Here is an 18,902-nt window from a genome sequence, read left to right as displayed (position 1 = left end):
CCCCGCCAGTTTTTTCCCTTTTTAAAACGTTTTGAACAAGGAGTGTGACATGACGGCAGCCTGTCTGATCGCCGATATCGGCGGCACCAACGCCCGCTTTGCACTGGTCGACGAAGGATCGCTGGTGGTGCGGGATATCCGGGTATTGCAGGTCGCGGCCTTTGCCGGTATCGAGCCGGCCATCCGCCACTACCTGGCCGAGGCGGGCCAACCTTTGGCGGGCATCAAACGGGCCTGCCTGGCCATCGCCTGCCCGGTGGAGCAGGACTGCATCGAGATGACCAACGGCGGCTGGGTGTTTTCCCGGCAGGCGTTGCAACGGGCACTGGCGCTGGATGAGCTGCGCATCATCAACGACTATAGCGCCCTGGCCTACAGCCTGCCGCACCTGGCGGAGCAGGACAAACGCAAGGTGGGCGGTGGCAGGGCGCGGCCCGGTTTCCCCATCGCCCTGCTCGGGCCGGGCACCGGCCTGGGGGTGGGCGGCCTGGTTGATGGCCGGCCCCTGGTCACCGAAGGGGGCCACGTGGACTTTGCGCCCAACGACGAGGTGGAGCTCGCCATATTGCGCCACCTCTGGCGCCGGTACGAGCACGTGTCCGCCGAGCGGCTGCTGTCGGGCATGGGCCTCGAGAACCTCTACCAGGGCCTGTGCGACTACCACGGCGAAACGGCAACAGCCTACAGCGCCGCCGACATCGGCCGCCATGCCCTGGCCGGCAGCGACGAACGCTGCGTCGAAACGGTGGCACGCTTCTTCGCCATCCTGGGGGCGGTGGCCGGCAACCTGGCCCTGACCCTGGGTGCCCTGGGCGGCGTCTATATCACCGGCGGCATAGTGCCACGCATGACCGAGCTGTTCGCCGAGAGCCGCTTCCGCGAGCGCTTCGAGGCCAAGGGCCGGTTCCGGGGCTACCTGGAAGCCATCGGCACCTGGGTGGTGGTGGCCGAACAGCCCGGCCTGCTGGGGGCCGCCGCCGCCCTGCTGGCCGGGGAGGAGACCGGGGCATGAGCGACTGGCTGGGCCGCCACATCCTGGTGGTGGACGACGACGAGGAGATCTGCGCCCTGCTCAAGTCCTACCTGGAGCGAAGCGGCTTTCGGGTGAGTTCCCTCAACAGCGGCGAACGCCTGTTGCAGGCGCTGGAGCTGGCGTCGCCGGACATGCTGATCCTGGACGTGATGATGCCCGGCGAGGACGGCTTCAGCCTGTGCAGCCGGGTACGCAAGGTTTCCCAGGTGCCCATCATCATGCTCACCGCCTCGGCGGACGAGAGCGATCGCATCATCGGGCTCGAACTGGGGGCGGACGACTATGTGCCCAAACCCTTCAGCCCGCGGGAGCTGCTGGCGCGGGTTAAAGCGATTTTCCGGCGGGTGGGCGGGCTGGCACCGGGCGGCCAGCACCGCTATTACTGCTTCGCCGGCTGGCAGCTCGACACGGTGAACCGCAGCCTGACCGATCCGCAAGGGGAGGAGCATGCCCTGTCCGGCGCCGACTACAGCCTGCTGCAGCTGTTCCTGGAGCGGCCGGGCGAGGTGCTGAGCCGGGACGATCTGCTCGGGCTGACCCGGGGCCGGGAGGCCAACCCCTTCGATCGCAGCATAGACGTGCAGCTCAGCCGGCTGCGCCAGCGGCTGGGGGAGGACGCCAAGGATCCCCACATCATCAAGACGGTGCGCGGCGCCGGCTATGTGCTGGCGGTGGCGGTGGAGCTGAAATGAGACGCTGGCTGCGCTGGCCCAACTCCCTGTTCGGGCGCATGTCGCTGGTGATGATACTGGGGGTGGTGCTGGCCCAGCTGGTCAGCAACGCGGTCTGGGTACAACAGCTCAACAAGGACAAGGCCGAGTCGGCGGCGCGCATGGCCGAGGAGCTGGCCGACAGCGTCGCCTCCACCGTCAACTTCTTCCGCGCCCTGCCGCGCAACTACCAGCACCTGGTGCTGTCCCAGCTCAGGGACATGGGCGGCACCCGCTTCTTCGTGTCCCTCAACCGGGAATTTATCGAGATCCAGGATATTCCCGATTCCCCGGTCAAGGCCATCGTCACCCGCCGCTTCGAGCAGGAACTGCGCCGGCGCCTGGGCGGCGAACTCGAGCTGCACATCGGGGTGTCCCATCCCCAGACCCTGCACGTGTACAAGAACGAGGTGCGGCTGCTGGACCTGCCTGCCCGCTGGGCCCAGCAGAGCCAGATCCACGACCCGGACGCGCCGCCCATCCTGGTGATGCAGCTGGCCATGGGCGAGGGCGACTGGCTCTACCTGGCGGCGCTGCTGCCCGACCGGACCCTGCTGGCACCGACGTCCTACCTGGACGGCGAGCGGCTGCTGTTCCTCACCCTGCTGGTGCTGGTGCTGCTGCTGGCCGGCGCCCTGATCTTCCGCTGGCTCAACCGGCCCCTGCGCCGCCTGGGGCGGGCGGCCGAGCGGCTGGGGCGGGGCATGGAGGTGGCCAAGCTGGACGAAAGCGGTCCGCGGGAAATTCGCGCCACCGCCCGCGCCTTCAATCTGATGCAGGACCGTATCGGCCGCTTTATGGCCGATCGGGAGCGGCTGTTCTCGGCCATTTCCCACGATCTCAAGACCCCCATCACCCGGCTGCGGCTGCGCGCCGAGCTGCTCGACGACGACCAGATCAGGGCCAAGTTCGAGCAGGATCTGCTGGCATTGGAGCTGATGGTGAAGGGGGCCCTCGACTGTGCCCGGGGCACCGATATCCGCGAGCCGGCGACCCGGGTCGATCTCTTCGCCCTGTTGCAGGAACTGTGCGCCGATGCCGGCCTGATGGGGGCCGAGGTCAGCCTGCAGGGACGGGCACCGGCCTGCTTTCACGGCAAGGCGCTGGCGCTCAGGCGCTGCTTCGGCAACCTGATCGACAACGCCGTGTTCTACGGCCGCACCGCCGAGGTGACCCTCACCGAGGACGGGGGCTGGCTGGAGGTGCAGATCCGCGACCGGGGCCCGGGCATTCCCGAGGCGGCCCTGGAGCTGGTGTTCGAGCCCTATTACCGGCTCGAGTCCTCCCGCAGCCGCCATACCGGCGGCACCGGCCTGGGGCTCAGCATCGCCCGCAACATAGTGCACGCCCACGGCGGCGAGCTGAGCCTGGCCAACCGGGCCGGGGGCGGCCTGGTGGTGTCGGTGCGGCTGCCGAAGGGCAGCGGCTGAAATGTGATCCCGGTGTGAATAAAGTCGGGATCCGTTAACACTTCGTTACAATTGCTTTCCTTATGTAACCCAAGCGCCTCCGCCGCCGTGCTTTAATTTCGGGGTGGCTCCAGGTGGGAGCCTGCCATTGAGTGAAACCACAAAAGGGAACCCCAATGAAACAGTTACGGAAATCCATTCTCGGTGTGATGTTAGGCGGTATGCTGGCCCCGTCGGCCTGGGCGGGCAGCGTGGAAGTGCTGCACTTCTGGACCTCGGGCGGCGAAGCCAAGTCGGCGGCCGTGCTCAAGGAGCTGCTGGAGGCGGAAGGCCACGGCTGGGAAGACTTCGCGGTGGCGGGCGGCGGCGGCGAGAGCGCCATGACGGTGCTCAAGTCCCGCGCCGTGTCCGGCAACCCGCCCAGCGCCGCCCAGATCAAGGGACCGGACATCCAGGAGTGGGCCGAGCTGGGGTTCCTCGCCAACCTGGAAACGGTGGCCCGCCAGGGCGGCTGGGACGAGCTGCTGCCCGAGGTGGTGGCGGACGTGATGCGCCACGACGGCCACTATGTGGCGGTGCCGGTGAACGTGCACCGGGTCAACTGGCTGTGGGCCAACCCGGCGGTGTTCGAGCGGGTCGGGGTAGCGGTGCCCACCAGCTGGGACGAATTCATCACCGTGGCCGACCAGCTGAAGGCGGCCGGTGTCACCCCCCTGGCCCACGGCGGCCAGGCCTGGCAGGACGCCACCCTGTTCGAGGCGGTGGCCCTGGGCAAGGGCGGGGTCGACTTCTACCGCAAGGCCCTGGTCGAGCATGACGACGCCACCCTGTCCGGCCCGCAGATGGTGGAGGTGCTGTCCCTGTTCAAGCAACTGCACGACTATATCGACGCCGATGCCCCGGGCCGGGACTGGAACATCGCCACCGCCATGGTGATCAACGGAGACGCCGCCATGCAGGTGATGGGCGACTGGGCCAAGGGCGAATTCAGCGCCGCCGGCAAGGTGGCGGGCCAGGACTACCTGTGCGTGGCCGCGCCCGACACCCAGGATGCCTTTACCTTCAACATCGACAGCTTCGCCATGTTCGAGCAGCGCGATGACGACGACATCCAGGCCCAGAAGGATCTGGCACGCCTCATCATGGAGCCGACCTTCCAGGAAACCTTCAACCTCAACAAGGGCTCCATTCCCGCCCGCACCGGCCTGCCCCGGGACAAGTTCGACAGCTGTGCCCACCTGTCGATGGACGACTTCGTGCGCACCGCCGAGCAGGATACCCTGGTGCCGAGCATGGCCCACGGCATGGCCACCAGCTCCGCCATCCAGGGCGCCATCTATGACGTGGTGACCAACTACTTCAACAGCGCCTCCATGAGCGCCGAGGACGCGGCCCGGCAGATGGCCCGGGCGGTCAAGGTCGCCATCTGAGCCCGACGGGCGGGCCCTTGCCCGCCCGTCGTCTTCCGGTCTTATCTCAGGGATTTGACATGACCAAGTATTCCATGACCCGGGCCCTGCCGCGGGGAGCGGCCCCTGTCCGCGCCGGCGCCGGCACGGCGGACCGGCTGCAGCGCTGGCTGCCCAGACTGGTGCTGGGGCCGACCATGATCACCACTGTGCTGTTCGTCTACGGCTTCGTGGCCTGGACGGTGCTGCTGTCCTTCACCTCGTCCCGTTTCCTGCCCAAGTACGACTTCGTGGGCTGGCTGCAGTACCAGCGGCTGCTGGACAACGAACGCTGGAGCGTGGCTTCGCTCAATATCCTGCTCTTCGGCGGGCTCTTCATCCTGATCTGCCTCGCCATCGGGGTGCTGCTGGCGGTGCTGCTGGATCAGCAGATCCGCGCCGAGGGCGCCATCCGCACCGTCTTCCTCTATCCGATGGCGCTGTCCTTCATCGTGACCGGCACCGCCTGGAAATGGGTGCTGAACCCGGGGCTGGGACTGGAGAAGCTGATGCGGGACTGGGGCTTCGAGTCCTTCACCTTCGACTGGCTGGTCAATCCGGACATGGCCATCTACACCCTGGTGATCGCCGCCGTCTGGCAGTCGTCGGGTTTCGTGATGGCGCTGTTCCTGGCCGGCCTGCGCGGGGTGGACGACGACATCATCAAGGCGGCCCAGCTCGACGGCGCCGGCCTGTTCACTATCTACCGGCGCATCATTCTGCCCTATCTGCGGCCGGTGTTCTTCAGCGCCTTTATCATCCTCTCCCACATCGCCATCAAGAGCTTCGATCTGGTGATGGCGCTGACCGGCGGCGGCCCCGGCTATGCCACCGATCTGCCGGCCACCTTTATGTACACCACTGCCTTCAGCCGCGGCCAGATGGGCCTGGGCTCGGCCAGCGCGGTGATGATGCTGGGGGTGGTGCTGGCGATACTGGTGCCTTATCTGTATTCCGAACTGAGGGGGAAACGTCATGGTTAAAACCGCTGCCAATCCCGTCGCCCGGGGGCTGCTGTATGGCGTGCTGGGCCTGGCGGTGCTGTTCTACCTGTTGCCGCTGCTGGTGATGGTGCTGACCTCGTTCAAGAGCATGGCGGACATCCGCGGCGGCAACCTGCTGGCGCTGCCGGAGCTGTGGGTGCTGGAGGCCTGGTCCAAGGCCTGGGGGAGCGCCTGCACCGGGGTGAGCTGCGCGGGGGTGCAGCCCTACTTCTGGAATTCCTTCGCCATCACGGTGCCGGCGGTACTGATCTCCACCCTGCTCGGCTCCCTCAACGGCTATGTGCTGACCAAGTGGCGGTTCCGGGGCTCGGACTTTTTCTTCGGCGCCATGCTGCTGGGCTGCTTCATTCCCTTCCAGGTGGTGATACTGCCCATGGCCCAGACCCTGGGCTGGCTGGGGCTGGCCAACACCATCCCGGGCCTGGTGTTCGTGCACGTGGTTTACGGCATGGCCTTTACCACCCTGTTTTTCCGCAATTTCTACGTGGCGGTGCCGACCGAGCTGGTGAGCGCGGCGCGCATCGACGGGGCCGGTTTCTTTCGCATCTACTGGCGCATCATTCTGCCGGTGTCGGCGCCCATCTTTGTGGTGACCGTCATCTGGCAGTTCACCCAGGTGTGGAACGATTTCCTGTTCGGGGTGGTGTATTCCGGCGGCAATACCCAGCCGGTCACGGTGGCGCTGAACAACCTGGTGAACAGTTCGACCGGGGTGAAGGAGTACAACGTGGACATGGCGGCGGCGATGATAGCGGCGCTGCCGACCCTGCTGGTGTATGTGCTGGCGGGCAAGTATTTCGTGCGCGGCCTGACCGCCGGCGCGGTGAAGGGATGATGAAGCGGCATGGGTGACAGGAAATGGCGGCGCACCGGCCAAAGGGACAGCTCCGCCGACACGCCGTAAACCCATCCATGGGGGCTCGGACATGCCATCCCTGGCATGTCACGGTCGGCGTAGCCGCTCCCTTTGACCGTCACCCGACTAGGGCGTTGTCTGTCCACCATGGCGACGCGGCAATATATTGAAGAGGACGCCATCATGGCAGCATTGGCAATTGAGAACGTAAAGAAAAGTTTTGGCGATACCCATGTGCTCAAGGGCATCGATATCGAAATCAAGGACGGGGAGTTCCTGATCCTGGTGGGGCCTTCCGGCTGCGGCAAGTCGACCCTGATGAACGCCATCGCCGGGCTGGAGGAGGTGACGTCCGGCGATATCCGCATCGGCGAGCGGGTGGTCACCGGGCTGCAGCCCAAGGACAGGGACATCGCCATGGTGTTCCAGTCCTATGCGCTCTACCCGAGCATGACGGTGCGCGACAACATCGCCTTCGGCCTGGAGATCCGCAAGGTGCCCAGGGCCGAGCGGGAGCAGGAGGTGCAGCGGGTGGCGGAGCTGTTGCAGATAAGCCACCTGCTCGATCGCAAGCCGTCCCAGCTCAGCGGCGGCCAGCGCCAGCGGGTGGCGATGGGGCGGGCGCTGGCGCGCCGGCCCAAGATCTACCTGTTCGACGAGCCGCTCAGCAACCTGGACGCCAAGCTGCGGGTGGAGATGCGCACCGAGATCAAGAAGCTGCACCAGCGCCTGGGCACCACCATCGTCTATGTGACCCACGATCAGATAGAGGCCATGACCCTGGCGGACCGCATCGCGGTGATGAAGGACGGCATCGTCCAGCAGTTCGGTACGCCGCGGGAGATCTACGAGAACCCGGTGAACATGTTCGTGGCCGGCTTTATGGGCTCGCCGGCGATGAACTTCCTCTGCGGCGAGCTGGTGGCGGGCGAGCAGGGGCTGGGGGTGCAGGTGCTCAACGGCGACGGCGAGGCCTTCGTCTTCCCCCTGGGGCCGGATACCCGCGGCCTGACCGGGCGGCTGGGCCAGGAGGTGGTGCTGGGCATCCGTCCCGAGCACCTGACCCAGGTGATCCCCCATCAGCAAGGGCTGGCGCAGGTGTGCCGCTTCCGGGCGCGGCTGGAAGTGGTGGAGCCGACCGGGCCCGATACCCTGGTGGAGGTGCAGCTCAACGGCCAGGGCATCAACTGCCGGGTGCACCCGGCCGAGGCGGGCCGGGCCGGCGAGCCGATGGAGCTGATGGTGGACATGGGCAAGGCAGTGTTGTTCGACCCGGCGACCGAGCAGCGGTTGCTGTAGGCCCTTCGACGTATCTAATCCCCTTTACGACCCGGGCCGGCGTTTCGCCGGCCCGGGCTTTTTGGTAGAGTGCAGGGCGTATTCCCTATCAGGCCAAACAGCATGAACAACGAACAGATTAGCGCCCGGCTCGCGCAATTCAGGCCGCCGCACTGGGCTCAGGATCCGGTCAGTGCCGGTTTTGTGCGCGGCATCGCGCTCGAGCGGGACGAACTGGTCATCAGCCTGGTGCTGCCCTTCGCCGAGCTGACGGTGGAAACGGCGCTGCACGGCCTGGACGCCGAGCTGTGCGCCCTGAGCGGCGCTCGGTCGGTGCGCTGGCAACTGCGCGTCGACGTGGCCACCCTGGCGCGGGCCAACGAGGTCCAGGGCGTGGCCGGGGTGCGCAATATCATCGCCGTTTCCTCCGGCAAGGGCGGGGTGGGCAAGTCCACCACCGCGGTCAACCTGGCGCTGGCGCTCAAGCGCCAGGGAGCCCGGGTCGGTATCCTGGACGCGGACGTCTACGGACCGTCCATCCCGCTGATGCTGGGCGTGGCCGACGCCCGGCCGGAGAGCGACGACGGCAAGACCATGAGCCCCATCGAGGCCCACGGCCTCAAGGCCAACAGCATCGGCTTTCTGGTCGCGGCGGACGACGCCACCATCTGGCGGGGACCCATGGCCAGCAAGGCGCTGTCGCAGATCCTGCGCGAGACCCGCTGGGGCGAGCTCGACTACCTGGTGGTGGACCTGCCCCCGGGCACCGGCGACATCCAGATAACCATCGCCCAGCAGGTGCCCACCACGGCGGCCCTGGTGGTGACCACGCCCCAGAACGTGGCCCTGGCCGACGCGGTCAAGGGCATCAATATGTTCCGCAAGGTCAATATTCCGGTGCTGGGGGTGATCGAGAACATGAGCTACCACCAGTGCGGCGCCTGCGGCCACCGGGAAGCCCTGTTCGGCGAAGGGGGCGGGGTGCGGGTATCGACCGAGCACCAGGTGCCCCTGCTCGGCCAGTTGCCGCTGGATGCGAACCTCTGCCGGCAGATGGACCGGGGGACGCCCACGGTCGAGGCCGAGCCCGAGGGGCATATTGCCCGGGCCTATCTGGACATCGCCGCCCGGGTAGCCGCCGACCTCTACTTTACCGGCAAGACCATTCCCACCAGCCTCTATACCCGGCTGGTGTGAACCTTTTTTCATTTTTCAGGTAACAGAATGTCAGAACAGCGCAGCTGTGTGATCATCGGCATCGCCGGTGCATCCGCCTCGGGCAAGAGCTTGATTGCCCAGACCATTTACAACGAGCTGATGGCGGAGCTGGATGCCGCCGAGATCGGGGTGATCAGCGAGGATTGCTATTACCGGGATCAGGGCCACCTGACCATGGAAGAGCGGATAAAGACCAACTACGACCATCCCCGGGCCCTGGATCACGAGCTGCTGGCCGAGCAGTTGCGCGCCCTCAGCCGGGGCGAGGCGGTGGACATCCCCCAGTATTCCTACGTGGCCCATACCCGCACCTCCGAGACCATCCACTTCCTGCCGAAGAAGGTGATCATCCTCGAAGGCATACTGCTGCTCACGGATCCGGTGCTGCGCGAGCTGATGGACGCCACCATCTTTATGGATACCCCATTGGACATCTGCCTGATCCGCCGGCTGCAGCGGGACGTGGAAGAGCGGGGCCGCTCCATGGAGTCGGTATTGCAACAATACCGGGACACGGTGCGGCCCATGTTTTTGCAGTTTATCGAGCCGTCCAAGCAGCATGCGGACGTGATAGTGCCGCGCGGCGGCAAGAACCGCATCGCCACCGACATGATCAAGTCCCGCATCCGTCACCTGCTGATGGATTAATCACCGAATCAAGGAGTCTTCATGCGTCTGTGCGACCGTGATATCAAGCGTTACCTGGCCGAAGGCCGCATCCGCATCACCCCCGAGCCCCTGCCCGAGCGGATCAGCGGAGTGAGCGTGGACGTGCTGCTCGGCAACGAGTTCCGGGTGTTCCAGGATCATACCGCCCCCTACATCGATCTGAGCGGCCCCAGCGCCCAGGTGTCCGAGGCCATCAACCGGGTGATGAGCGACGAGATCTTCATCAACGACGGCGAGGCCTTTTTCCTGCATCCGGGGGAATTGGCACTGGCGGTAACGCATGAGTCTGTTACCCTTCCCGATGACATCGTCGGCTGGCTGGATGGCCGCTCCTCCCTGGCTCGCCTCGGGCTCATGGTGCATGTCACCGCCCACCGCATCGATCCGGGCTGGTCCGGGCGCATCGTGCTGGAGTTCTACAACAGCGGCAAGCTGCCGCTGGCACTGCGGCCCAAGATGGTGATCGGCGCGCTCAATTTCGAGACCATGTCGGGACCGGCGGAGCGGCCCTACATGAGCCGCGCCAGTGCCAAGTACAAGGCCCAGAAGGGAGCGGACGCCAGCCGGATCAACCAGGACTGAACCTCAACACGGGACAACAACAATGAAAAAGTGGCTGTACGGGCTGGGCGCCCTGCTCTTGTTACTGATGCTGGCGCTGGTGGCACTGACCCAACTGGTGGACACCGAGCGGGTCAAACGGGTGCTGATCGAGCAGACCCGGGAAAAGACCGGCCGTACCCTGGTGATAGAGGGCGACTTGCACTGGCGCTTCTTCCCCTCCATCGGCTTCACCCTGGGCAACACCGCCCTGCTCAACCCGCCCGGCTTCCCGGAAGGGCCCACCCTCGCCATCGGCGAGGTGAGCCTGGATGTGGCGCTGCGACCACTGTTCGACAATCGGCTCGAAATTGGGGAGATGGTGCTGAACAACGCCCGCCTGCACCTGATCACCCGGGCCGACGGGGTGTCCAATCTCGACGATCTGCGCGGCCTGTCCGGGCGGGAGGCGCCGGCCGAGGCGGGCGCCGGGCAGCCCGAGGGGCAGGAGCGGGAAGACGAGCGCCGGCCCATGAGCATCAGCCTGGCGGGAATACGCGTGACCGACGCCGAAGTGGTGCTCCAGAACGAGGCGAACAATCGGCTGACCCGGCTGAACCGGGTCAACCTCACCCTGGATGCCTTCGCTCCCGGCGAGTCGGTGCCGCTCAGCCTCTCCGGCAACCTGTTCAGCGACGAAGTGCAGGCCAGCCTCGATGCCGGTGGCCGGTTGTGGCTGGCTCCGGGCTTCGATCGGCTGCGCCTGGAGGGCCTGCAACTGGCGGTGGACGCCACCGGCCGGGCCATTCCCGGCACCAAGCAACTGCGCCTGAGTGGCGAGCTGGCCTATGATCTGGAGCAGAAGAGGGCGGAGTTCAGCGAGATGGCGTTGCAGCTGGGCGTTCTGGAGCTGTCCGGTGCGCTGTCGGTACAGCAGCAGGATATCCCGGTCATCCATTTCACCCTGGCCACGCCGCTGCTGGATATGGACGCCTTGCTGGCCGAATGGCGGCTGCAGCCGGACAGCGCCCCGACCTCCGGTACGGCTTCCGGTGCGGCCTTGCCCGCCTCGGTGGCCGAGCGTGAGCCGGATCTGTCCTTCCTCAAGGGGCTCGCTGTCGAGGGCAGCCTGAGCGCCGACAAGGTGCTGGCCAAAGGCCTGGAGCTGGAGCAACTGACCCTGATGATACGGCTCGACCGGGGCAGGCTGAAGCTCGATGAGGTGGAAGCCCGGCTTTACGAGGGAAAGATTGAAGCCAGCGGCGAGCTCGACATCAACACCAGTCCTGTTCAATTCAGGCTGAACAAGAAGCTGACCGGGGTCGACGCCCGGGCGTTGCTGGCCGCCGCCATGGATATCGACTACCTGGCGGGCGAAGCGAGCCTGGTGGTGGATTTGCGTGGCCGGGGTCTTTCCGCCGACGCCCTCAAACGTCAGGTTCAGGGCAACAGTTCGCTTAAGGTAACCGACGGTGCCCTGCACGGGGTCAATATCCCGGCCATGATCCGCCGTGGCTATGCCCAGGTGAAAGGGCAGCCGCTGCCGGTGGAAGAGGCGGTGCAGAAAACCGATTTCAGCGCCCTGACCGCCGATTTCCGCATCGGCGACGGCAAGGTGGCGACCGACAACCTCAGGATGGCGTCGCCCTTGCTGCGCATTCAGGGCCAGGGGGAGACCAGCCTGCTCGATGAATCTCTGGATGTGTTGCTCGACACCGCCATCGTCGGCACCCTCAAGGGCCAGGACGGAGAAGAGCTCGCCGAGCTTAAAAACATCACCTTGCCGGTGCGTATCAGCGGCACCTACCAGGCTCCGAAGTACGGCCTGGATATGCAGCAGGTATTCGATCGCTACCTGCGAGACAAGGTGGATCGGGAAGCCGAGCGGCTGCAACAGCGGCTCAACGAAAAGCTGGGCGAGGAGCTGGGTGATGAACTCCAGCAGCGCCTGCCCGGGTTGCTGGACCGGCTAAAACTCTGAGATAGGGGGGCTCTCGCCACCCCGTTCATCCTTATTCAGTCGCCCTGGAGCTGCAGCAGTGCCTGCTGTTGCTCCTCGAGCACCTTCCGGCTGGATTCCCGCGCCATCATCCGCTCCCGCCAGGCGCACAGGGCCGGATAATCGGCCAGGGGATCCCGGCGGTATACCCGCTCCCCCACCAGGCTGGCCAGCCTCAGGGCATGGAACAGGCAGATGTCCGCATAGCTGAACTGGGCACCGATCAGCCAGGGGTAGCCCGCCGCTTGTGACCTGATGGCCTCGATGCCTCGCTCCAGCTCGGCGGGCACTTCCCGGTAGGCCTGGGACGAGCGTGGCCGGCCAAACAGCACATGCTCCAGATGACGTCGGGCCGGGGCATCCACATACAGCTCGGCCATCAGCGCCAGTTGCCGCACCCGAGCCCGCTCGAAGGGAGCCACCGGCAGCAGCCGCGGCGAGCCCTGGATCTCTTCCAGGTATTCGATGATGGCGATGGACTCGCTCAGCCAGCCCTGCTCCGTTTCCAGCACCGGTATCTTGCCCATGGGGCTCCTGGCCAGGAAGCCGGGCTCCCTGGCGGGCAACTGGAATGCCTCCTCGAAGGGCAGCCCCTTCTCCAGCAAGCTGTGCTTGACCATGTTGTAGTAGTTACTCAGGGGGAGGCCATGCAGTCTCAACATCTTCGGTGCTCCTGTATCCCGGGTAGCGGCCATCGCATGACGGGGGAGGGGAGCCCGACCGGAAGGGCAGAGATCATTTTATTGTCCCCTGCGGTGACCGCTTCTGCTCCTCCCTGTAAGCCTCGGCAACCGCCTCGGCTTGTGCAGAGGTCAGCCCATAGGCCACCAGCTCCCTTCCCATCACTTTCACCGTGCCGGCCAGCCCTGTGTCCGGGCCGGTCAGTACCAGGCGGCGAGTCAGTCCCGGCTCGGCGGTCGCCAAACCCCTGCCTTGGGCTTGTGTCCTTGGTTTGCTATGCCTCATGGTATTCCCTCCGTTGGCCCAGGCAAAAGTGTAGCAGGGGATGAAGGATATGCCCGAATTGACGACACCGCGGCATCTGGTGCCAGCGACAAGGGCGCGGCTGTCCGTGTCGTGGGCGGTGGCAACAGGTTGTTTTTTCCGCGACTATTCCCCAAAATGACTTCTAATCCACTGAATATACTCGGTTTGTTTATCGCTCACTGCAGGCGGAAAACAGCCTCGAATAAGGTGCAACCCATTGAAAACAAAAAAAGTCAGCGTTTTGTTCGTGTGCATGGGCAATATTTGCCGCTCGCCCACCGCCGAAGCGGTATTCCGCCACAAGGTACGGGCAGCGGGACTGGAGATGGTGATCGACTCGGCCGGCACCATCGGCTACCACAGCGGGGCGGCTCCGGATGGCCGCTCCCGGGCGGCGGGGGAGACGAGGGGCTACGACTTCAGCGGGATCCGGGCGCGCAAGATAAGGGCGGAGGACTTTGGCGACTTTGATCTGATCCTGGCCGCCGATCGCAGCAATCTGGCGGATCTCAGGGCAGCCTGCCCACCCGGACACCAGCACAAGGTGAAGCTGTTGTTGAGTTTTGCCCACCAGCCCGAGCAGGAAGTGCCGGATCCCTACCATGGGGGCGAACAGGGCTTCGAGCATGTGCTGGATTTGATCGAGTCGGCCTGTGACGGCTTGCTGGATCATCTGCAACGGCAAGGAAGATAAGGGGCTCAGCCAAGCCAAACTAAAAAGGCTCCCGAGGGAGCCTTTAGTGACTGGATTGAATGCCTTATTCCGGCTTGGCCATGGGGGCCGAGGCCACACTCCGGGCGGCGCGGCTGCCGGCCGGGCGGCCGCTGGTGGCAATGGCCTGGCGCTCCAGGGGGGGATAGTCCGGTTTGACGTAGGGCACTTCCGGCACCACCGGCGGCTTGGCCATGGGAGCCGAAGCCTGGCGGGCGGCCCGGTAGAGGCCGGAGGCCCTGGCCTTGCCGTTTACCGGGGCGGTGTCCTGAACGGCGGCCGCCTTGGTCTCGGGCTGGGCTACGGGCTCCTGTGCTGCGGCGCTTGCCGGCTCGGTAACCACGGCGGCAGGCTGGACTACTTCCGGCTCGATGGCTGCTTCCGGCTCGATGGCCACCTCCGGTTCAGACTCCGGCTCCGCCTGGTGCCGAACGGCAGCCGCCTCCTGGGTGGCTGCCTCGGCGGGCTCGGCCTCCGGCTCGATCGCGGGTTGGGCTTCGGCACGGGCGGCCTGCTGCTCGACCTGCGCTTCGGTGGCGACGGGAGCTGGCTCGACCTCGATGGTGGCCGGCTCCACGGCCTCGGCGGCCGGACGGGCTTCCTCAGCCTGCGGTTCGGCGACCGGGGCCTGGGCTGACGGCGCGGTCTCGGCGGTAACCTCTTCCGGCGTCTCCTGGGCGACCCATTTTTCTTCCCCGTGCTCGGCGATCAGGGCGGCGATGCTTTCCTGGCGACGTTGACGCCGGCTGTCTTCGTTGATGCGTTTGCGCTTGGGCATGGCGCTGCGCTGGTGGGGCTGTGACGGTTCGCCGGACTCGGCACCCTCGGCCTCAACCCGGGCGACTTCCTCTACCCGGGGCTTGGGCTGGCGGCGCGGGCGGCGCTCGGTCTGCTCCATGTCCTGGGGCGAGGCGGCAGTTTCCTGCTCGGCGGTCGGCGCGGCGATCTCGGCAGCCCTGCCTTCTGCTTCGATACGCACCTTCTTGCGCATCTGCCGGCGCTGGCGACGCTCGGCCACTGCCTGCTCTTTCTGCTCCGGCTCTTGCTCCTGGACCGGGGCCGGGGCGGCGACCAGGGCCAGTTCAACGGCAGCGGTTTCCTTCTGCTGCGGCTTGGCGCGCTCCTGGGGCTGCTGGTCGCGGCGGGGCTTGCGCCGTTCACGGCGAGGCTTGTCGGTCTTGGCTTCGGCCTGGGCTTCGGCGGCCGGCGCCTTGCCGGCGCGCTCTTCATCCCGTGGCTTGCGGTTGCCGCGGTTGCTGCGGCGCTCGCCTCTTTCGCGGCGCTCATTGCCACGGGCCTGGCGGGCCGGTTTTTCGGCCGGCACCGGCTCGCTCTGGGCCGGTTCGGCCGGCCCCTTGAACCAGCTGGCCAGGGCCGAAAACAGGCGGCTCAGCAGGCCGGGTTGGGTGGCTGCCGGCGTATCGACGGGCTCGGGACGGCTGGGCACCGGCGCCGGTGCCGGCGCGGCAAACCCCTGCAGGGCGGGTTGCTCGCTGCGGGGCGCGCCCAGGTTCTGGCGGGGACTGTACACCGGCTTGTCGACGCTGGTCTTCAGCTCGTAACTGGTGACCTCTTCCACGTCATTGGTACGGACCCGGGTCACGTCAAAGTGGGGGGTTTCCAACTGCTCGTTGGGGATGATAAAGATGTCTGCCTTGTAGCGGTTTTCCAGCCCGGCGATGGATTTGCGCTTCTCGTTGAGCAGGTAGGCGGCCACGTCCACCGGCACCTGAGCATGGATCTGGCCGGTGTTGTCCTTGAGCGCTTCCTCTTCAATCAGGCGCAGTATGGCCAGGGCCAGGGATTCGTTGTCGCGGATGGTGCCCTGACCCAGGCAGCGGGGGCAAACGTGGGTGCTGGACTCGCCCAGCGAGGGGCGCAGCCGCTGACGGGACATTTCCAGCAGGCCGAAACGGGAGATGCGGCCCAGCTGGATGCGGGCCCTGTCCTGGCGCACGGCGTCGCGCAGGCGGTTTTCCACCTCGCGCTGGTGGCGCACCGGGGTCATGTCGATAAAGTCGATCACCACCAGGCCGCCCAGGTCGCGCAGGCGCAGCTGGCGGGCGATCTCTTCCGCCGCTTCCAGGTTGGTCTGCAGCGCGGTTTCCTCGATATCTCCGCCCTTGGTGGCGCGGGAGGAGTTGATGTCGATGCTGGTCAGCGCCTCGGTCGGATCGATGACAATGCTGCCGCCGGAAGGCAGCCGTACTTCCCGCTGGAAGGCGGACTCGATCTGGCTCTCGATCTGGTAGTGGCTGAACATGGGCACCTCGCCCTCGTACAGCTTGACCCTGTTGATGAAGTCGGGGCGCACCAGTTGGATGTGCTGCTTGGCCCGTTCGAATACCACGGGGTTGTCGATCAGGATCTCGCCGATATCCCGGCGCAGGTAGTCACGGATGGCACGCACGATGACGTTGCTTTCCTGATGGATCAGGAAGGGGGCGGGGCGGCTTTCGGCGGCTTCCTGGATGGCGGCCCAGTGGGTCTGCAGCACGTTCAGATCCCACTCCAGCTCCTCGCCGGACTTGCCCACACCGGCGGTGCGCACGATAAGGCCCATGCCGTCGGGCAGCTTGAGGTGAGCCAGGGCTTCTTTCAATTCGGTGCGCTCGTCACCCTCGATACGGCGGGAAATGCCGCCGGCGCGGGGGTTGTTGGGCATCAGCACCAGATAGGAGCCCGCCAGGCTGATAAAGGTGGTCAGTGCCGCGCCCTTGTTGCCGCGCTCTTCCTTGTCGATCTGGACGATGACTTCCTGGCCTTCCTTCACCACTTCCTTGATGTTGGGGCGGCCTTGATAGCTGTAACCGGGGGGGAAGTAGTTGCGGGCGATCTCTTTCAGGGGCAGGAAGCCGTGGCGTTCGGCACCGTAGTCGACGAAGGCGGCTTCCAGGCTGGGTTCCACCCGGGTGATCTTGCCTTTGTAGATGTTGGCTTTTTTCTGTTCGTGGCCGGGGCTCTCGATATCCAGATCATAGAGTTTTTGCCCGTCCACCAGGGCAACACGCAACTCCTCTTCTTGGGTCGCGTTAATCAGCATTCTTTTCATTGAGTACTCTTTTTTATTAGGTTTTGACCGTTGTCACAGTGTTGTTATTCCCCCGGCTGGCCATTTGGTTCCGACCGGCACCGGCCTCGAGTCTGTTAGCGTAACGGGTACAGCCTCCCGGCTGGATACGCATGAGGCGCATTTTCAGGTGTCTATCACGTCAAAGGGGGGAGCCCAAAGGTCGCGAATCAAACGGATAACCAAGGGTATTCAGGCTGCGCCATCCGGTTGCGGAAAGCGCGAAAAACACATGTATTATCACACTTTACCCACAGCCTTAGCAAGGCGCCTTTTTTACAGCAAAAGCGCCCGGGCTGATGTTAGAATGGCGGCCATGAAACCAGAACAGCAAAACGTGCGGCTGCTCACCATCGAGGCTGAGCATGAAGGGCAGCGCATCGACAACTTTTTACGGACTCAGCTTAAAGGCGTTCCCAAAAGCCTGATTTATCGAATTCTGCGCAAGGGCGAGGTAAGGGTTAACAAGAAGCGCATCAAACCGGAATACAAACTGCTGGCCGGCGACCTGGTCCGGGTGCCCCCGGTGCGGGTGGCGGAGCGGGAAGAGGCCCTGCCTTCGGCCCGGCTCGACAAGGTGCAGGCCCTGGACACGGCCGTCCTTTATGAGGACGAGGCCCTGATCGTGTTGAACAAGCCGGCGGGGACCGCGGTGCACGGCGGCAGTGGACTCAGCTTTGGAGTGATCGAGGGCATGCGGGCCTTGCGTCCCGAGGCGCGCTTCCTCGAATTGGTGCACCGGCTCGATCGGGACACCTCCGGCATCCTGTTGATCGCCAAGAAGCGCAGCATGCTGAAAAGCCTGCACGAACAGCTGCGCGACAAGACCATGGACAAGCACTACCTGGCCCTGGTGCGTGGTCAGTGGCAGCCGCACCAGAAGGCGGTGACGGCGCCGCTCAGGAAAAACGTGCTGGCTTCTGGCGAGCGTATCGTGCGGGTCGATAAAGAAGGCAAGCCCTCGGAAACCCGCTACCGCATCGTCCGGCGTTATCGGGAGGCAACCCTGGTGGAGGCCAGCCCGGTAACCGGCCGCACTCACCAGATCCGGGTGCACAGTCTGCACGCGGGCCACCCCATCGCCGGCGACAGCAAGTACGGGGATGCCCAGTTCGACGGCAAGATGCGCGAGCTGGGGCTGGAGCGCCTGTTCCTCCATGCCTGCCGCATCCGCTTCTACCATCCGCGGCTGGAGCAGACCCTGACCCTGGAAGCGCCCCTGGAGCCCAGCCTGCAGCGCTTGCTGAACAAACTGGAGCCGGCATGAAGTACGAGCTGGTGATCTTCGACTGGGACGGCACCCTGATGGATTCGGTGGCGCGCATCGTGGCCTGCATGCAGGCAGCGGCGGCTGAATGCGGGCTGCCGGTGCCCGAAGCCGGCGCGGTGCGCGATATCATCGGCCTGAGCCTGCGCCTGGCCTTTCCGTTGTTGTTCGGCCCCCTGGCGGAGGAAGAGGCGGAGGCGTTGCTGTTGGCCTATCGCCGTCACTACCTGGAGCTAAACGGCACGCCCTCGCCGCTGTTCGAGGGCGCCGCCGACACCGTCGCCGGCCTGCACCAAAGCGGCTACCGGCTGGCGGTCGCTACCGGCAAGGCCCGGGAAGGGCTGGACCGGGTTCTGCTGGAGACCGGCCTGGGCCGCTATTTCCATGCCTTGCGCGGGGCGGACCAGGCCCGCTCCAAACCTCATCCGCTGATGCTGGAGCAGATTTTGGATGAGCTGCGGCTGACGCCGGCCCAGGCGGTGATGGTGGGCGACTCCAGTTACGATCTGGCCATGGCCGAGGCCATCGGCATGGACAGGATCGGTGTCACCTATGGCGTTCATGGCCAGGATGTATTATGCCAACATGCACCGTTAACCCTGATTGACGATATCCGCCAGCTTCCGCGCTGGCTGTGACCGTTCGGCCGACGGGGCGGTAAGCGGGCAGCCTGAAGCCAGCACAGCCCGGGGGCTTGACAAC

At 65.5% G+C, this 18,902-nt stretch carries 17 protein-coding genes; 14 read left to right on the top strand and 3 right to left on the bottom strand.

Going from position 1 to position 18,902, the window contains the following annotated elements; all coding sequences use genetic code 11:
• Positions 1-49: 49 nt before the first annotated feature.
• The 11 genes from glk (at position 50) to ACT7DK_RS10090 (ending at position 12,146) form a co-directional block, all read left to right on the top strand.
• Positions 50-1,012, top strand: coding sequence for a glucokinase (glk, locus tag ACT7DK_RS10140; RefSeq protein WP_445398756.1), 963 nt, complete (start codon positions 50-52; stop codon positions 1,010-1,012).
• A complete protein-coding gene (locus ACT7DK_RS10135; protein WP_445398754.1) occupies positions 1,009-1,725 on the top strand; it encodes a response regulator in 717 nt (238 codons plus the stop codon). Before glk ends, ACT7DK_RS10135 begins: the two co-directional genes overlap by 4 nt.
• Entirely contained in the window at positions 1,722-3,173 is a 1,452-nt protein-coding gene (locus ACT7DK_RS10130; protein WP_445398752.1) for an ATP-binding protein, read from the top strand. The genes ACT7DK_RS10135 and ACT7DK_RS10130 overlap by 4 nt, the downstream gene beginning before the upstream one ends.
• A 155-nt stretch (positions 3,174-3,328) precedes the next feature.
• Complete coding sequence (locus tag ACT7DK_RS10125; RefSeq protein ID WP_445398750.1) at positions 3,329-4,582, top strand: ABC transporter substrate-binding protein; 1,254 nt, start codon at positions 3,329-3,331, stop codon at positions 4,580-4,582.
• A 59-nt stretch (positions 4,583-4,641) separates the two neighbouring features.
• Positions 4,642-5,583 (top strand): carbohydrate ABC transporter permease, encoded by a 942-nt coding sequence (locus ACT7DK_RS10120; protein WP_445398748.1) that lies wholly within the window; start codon positions 4,642-4,644, stop codon positions 5,581-5,583.
• Positions 5,576-6,439: a carbohydrate ABC transporter permease gene (locus tag ACT7DK_RS10115; RefSeq protein ID WP_445398746.1), complete on the top strand. Its 864-nt coding sequence runs from the start codon at positions 5,576-5,578 to the stop codon at positions 6,437-6,439. Before ACT7DK_RS10120 ends, ACT7DK_RS10115 begins: the two co-directional genes overlap by 8 nt.
• 204 nt (positions 6,440-6,643) lie before the next feature.
• On the top strand, positions 6,644-7,759 hold the full coding sequence (locus ACT7DK_RS10110; RefSeq protein WP_445398744.1) for an ABC transporter ATP-binding protein: 1,116 nt from the start codon (positions 6,644-6,646) through the stop codon (positions 7,757-7,759).
• A 102-nt stretch (positions 7,760-7,861) separates the two neighbouring features.
• Positions 7,862-8,935 carry an iron-sulfur cluster carrier protein ApbC gene (apbC, locus tag ACT7DK_RS10105; protein ID WP_445398742.1) on the top strand — a complete coding sequence of 358 codons (1,074 nt, stop codon included), beginning with the start codon at positions 7,862-7,864 and terminating at the stop codon, positions 8,933-8,935.
• A gap of 27 nt (positions 8,936-8,962) precedes the next feature.
• The gene (gene udk, locus ACT7DK_RS10100) at positions 8,963-9,604 is read left to right on the top strand and encodes a uridine kinase (RefSeq protein ID WP_445398740.1); all 642 of its coding nucleotides are present in this window, start codon (positions 8,963-8,965) and stop codon (positions 9,602-9,604) included.
• Between the two features lie 21 nt (positions 9,605-9,625).
• Entirely contained in the window at positions 9,626-10,207 is a 582-nt protein-coding gene (gene dcd / locus ACT7DK_RS10095) for a dCTP deaminase (protein ID WP_094039755.1), read from the top strand.
• Positions 10,208-10,229: 22 nt separating this feature from the next.
• Positions 10,230-12,146, top strand: coding sequence for an AsmA family protein (locus tag ACT7DK_RS10090; protein ID WP_445398737.1), 1,917 nt, complete (start codon positions 10,230-10,232; stop codon positions 12,144-12,146).
• Positions 12,147-12,181: 35 nt separating this feature from the next.
• Here ACT7DK_RS10090 and ACT7DK_RS10085 read toward each other — a convergent pair whose 3' ends face one another.
• Together ACT7DK_RS10085 and ACT7DK_RS10080 are read right to left on the bottom strand one after the other, a co-directional pair.
• Positions 12,182-12,826, bottom strand: coding sequence for a glutathione S-transferase family protein (locus ACT7DK_RS10085; RefSeq protein WP_445398735.1), 645 nt, complete (start codon positions 12,824-12,826; stop codon positions 12,182-12,184).
• 73 nt (positions 12,827-12,899) lie between these two features.
• Positions 12,900-13,088: a hypothetical protein gene (locus ACT7DK_RS10080; RefSeq protein WP_445398733.1), complete on the bottom strand. Its 189-nt coding sequence runs from the start codon at positions 13,086-13,088 to the stop codon at positions 12,900-12,902.
• A 280-nt stretch (positions 13,089-13,368) separates the two neighbouring features.
• Here ACT7DK_RS10080 and ACT7DK_RS10075 point away from each other — a divergent pair, with 280 nt between their 5' ends.
• Positions 13,369-13,845: a low molecular weight protein-tyrosine-phosphatase gene (locus ACT7DK_RS10075; RefSeq protein WP_445398731.1), complete on the top strand. Its 477-nt coding sequence runs from the start codon at positions 13,369-13,371 to the stop codon at positions 13,843-13,845.
• A gap of 64 nt (positions 13,846-13,909) precedes the next feature.
• Here the strand turns inward: ACT7DK_RS10075 and rne are convergent, their stop codons facing one another.
• The gene (rne, locus tag ACT7DK_RS10070) at positions 13,910-16,915 is read right to left on the bottom strand and encodes a ribonuclease E (RefSeq protein ID WP_445398729.1); all 3,006 of its coding nucleotides are present in this window, start codon (positions 16,913-16,915) and stop codon (positions 13,910-13,912) included.
• Between the two features lie 334 nt (positions 16,916-17,249).
• Here rne and rluC point away from each other — a divergent pair, with 334 nt between their 5' ends.
• Together rluC and ACT7DK_RS10060 are read left to right on the top strand one after the other, a co-directional pair.
• Entirely contained in the window at positions 17,250-18,200 is a 951-nt protein-coding gene (rluC, locus tag ACT7DK_RS10065) for a 23S rRNA pseudouridine(955/2504/2580) synthase RluC (RefSeq protein ID WP_445398727.1), read from the top strand.
• Positions 18,197-18,838 carry an HAD family hydrolase gene (locus ACT7DK_RS10060; protein ID WP_445398725.1) on the top strand — a complete coding sequence of 214 codons (642 nt, stop codon included), beginning with the start codon at positions 18,197-18,199 and terminating at the stop codon, positions 18,836-18,838. The genes rluC and ACT7DK_RS10060 overlap by 4 nt, the downstream gene beginning before the upstream one ends.
• The last annotated feature ends 64 nt before the right edge of the window (positions 18,839-18,902 follow it).

Source organism: Zobellella sp. An-6 (genome assembly GCF_052487945.1).
This window is presented reverse-complemented; position numbering and strand designations above follow the sequence as displayed.

What these genes read in the sequence shown, in the direction of transcription:
- ACT7DK_RS10115 (WP_445398746.1), top strand. Translation starts at nt 5,576, where the DNA reads ATGGTTAAAACCGCTGCCAATCCCGTCGCCCGGGGGCTGCTGTATGGC.
- glk (WP_445398756.1), top strand. Translation starts at nt 50, where the DNA reads ATGACGGCAGCCTGTCTGATCGCCGATATCGGCGGCACCAACGCCCGC.
- ACT7DK_RS10120 (WP_445398748.1), top strand. Translation starts at nt 4,642, where the DNA reads ATGACCAAGTATTCCATGACCCGGGCCCTGCCGCGGGGAGCGGCCCCT.
- ACT7DK_RS10130 (WP_445398752.1), top strand. Translation starts at nt 1,722, where the DNA reads ATGAGACGCTGGCTGCGCTGGCCCAACTCCCTGTTCGGGCGCATGTCG.
- ACT7DK_RS10125 (WP_445398750.1), top strand. Translation starts at nt 3,329, where the DNA reads ATGAAACAGTTACGGAAATCCATTCTCGGTGTGATGTTAGGCGGTATG.
- rne (WP_445398729.1), bottom strand. Translation starts at nt 16,915, where the DNA reads ATGAAAAGAATGCTGATTAACGCGACCCAAGAAGAGGAGTTGCGTGTT.
- dcd (WP_094039755.1), top strand. Translation starts at nt 9,626, where the DNA reads ATGCGTCTGTGCGACCGTGATATCAAGCGTTACCTGGCCGAAGGCCGC.
- ACT7DK_RS10085 (WP_445398735.1), bottom strand. Translation starts at nt 12,826, where the DNA reads ATGTTGAGACTGCATGGCCTCCCCCTGAGTAACTACTACAACATGGTC.
- ACT7DK_RS10090 (WP_445398737.1), top strand. Translation starts at nt 10,230, where the DNA reads ATGAAAAAGTGGCTGTACGGGCTGGGCGCCCTGCTCTTGTTACTGATG.
- ACT7DK_RS10135 (WP_445398754.1), top strand. Translation starts at nt 1,009, where the DNA reads ATGAGCGACTGGCTGGGCCGCCACATCCTGGTGGTGGACGACGACGAG.
- ACT7DK_RS10110 (WP_445398744.1), top strand. Translation starts at nt 6,644, where the DNA reads ATGGCAGCATTGGCAATTGAGAACGTAAAGAAAAGTTTTGGCGATACC.
- ACT7DK_RS10060 (WP_445398725.1), top strand. Translation starts at nt 18,197, where the DNA reads ATGAAGTACGAGCTGGTGATCTTCGACTGGGACGGCACCCTGATGGAT.
- rluC (WP_445398727.1), top strand. Translation starts at nt 17,250, where the DNA reads ATGAAACCAGAACAGCAAAACGTGCGGCTGCTCACCATCGAGGCTGAG.
- apbC (WP_445398742.1), top strand. Translation starts at nt 7,862, where the DNA reads ATGAACAACGAACAGATTAGCGCCCGGCTCGCGCAATTCAGGCCGCCG.
- udk (WP_445398740.1), top strand. Translation starts at nt 8,963, where the DNA reads ATGTCAGAACAGCGCAGCTGTGTGATCATCGGCATCGCCGGTGCATCC.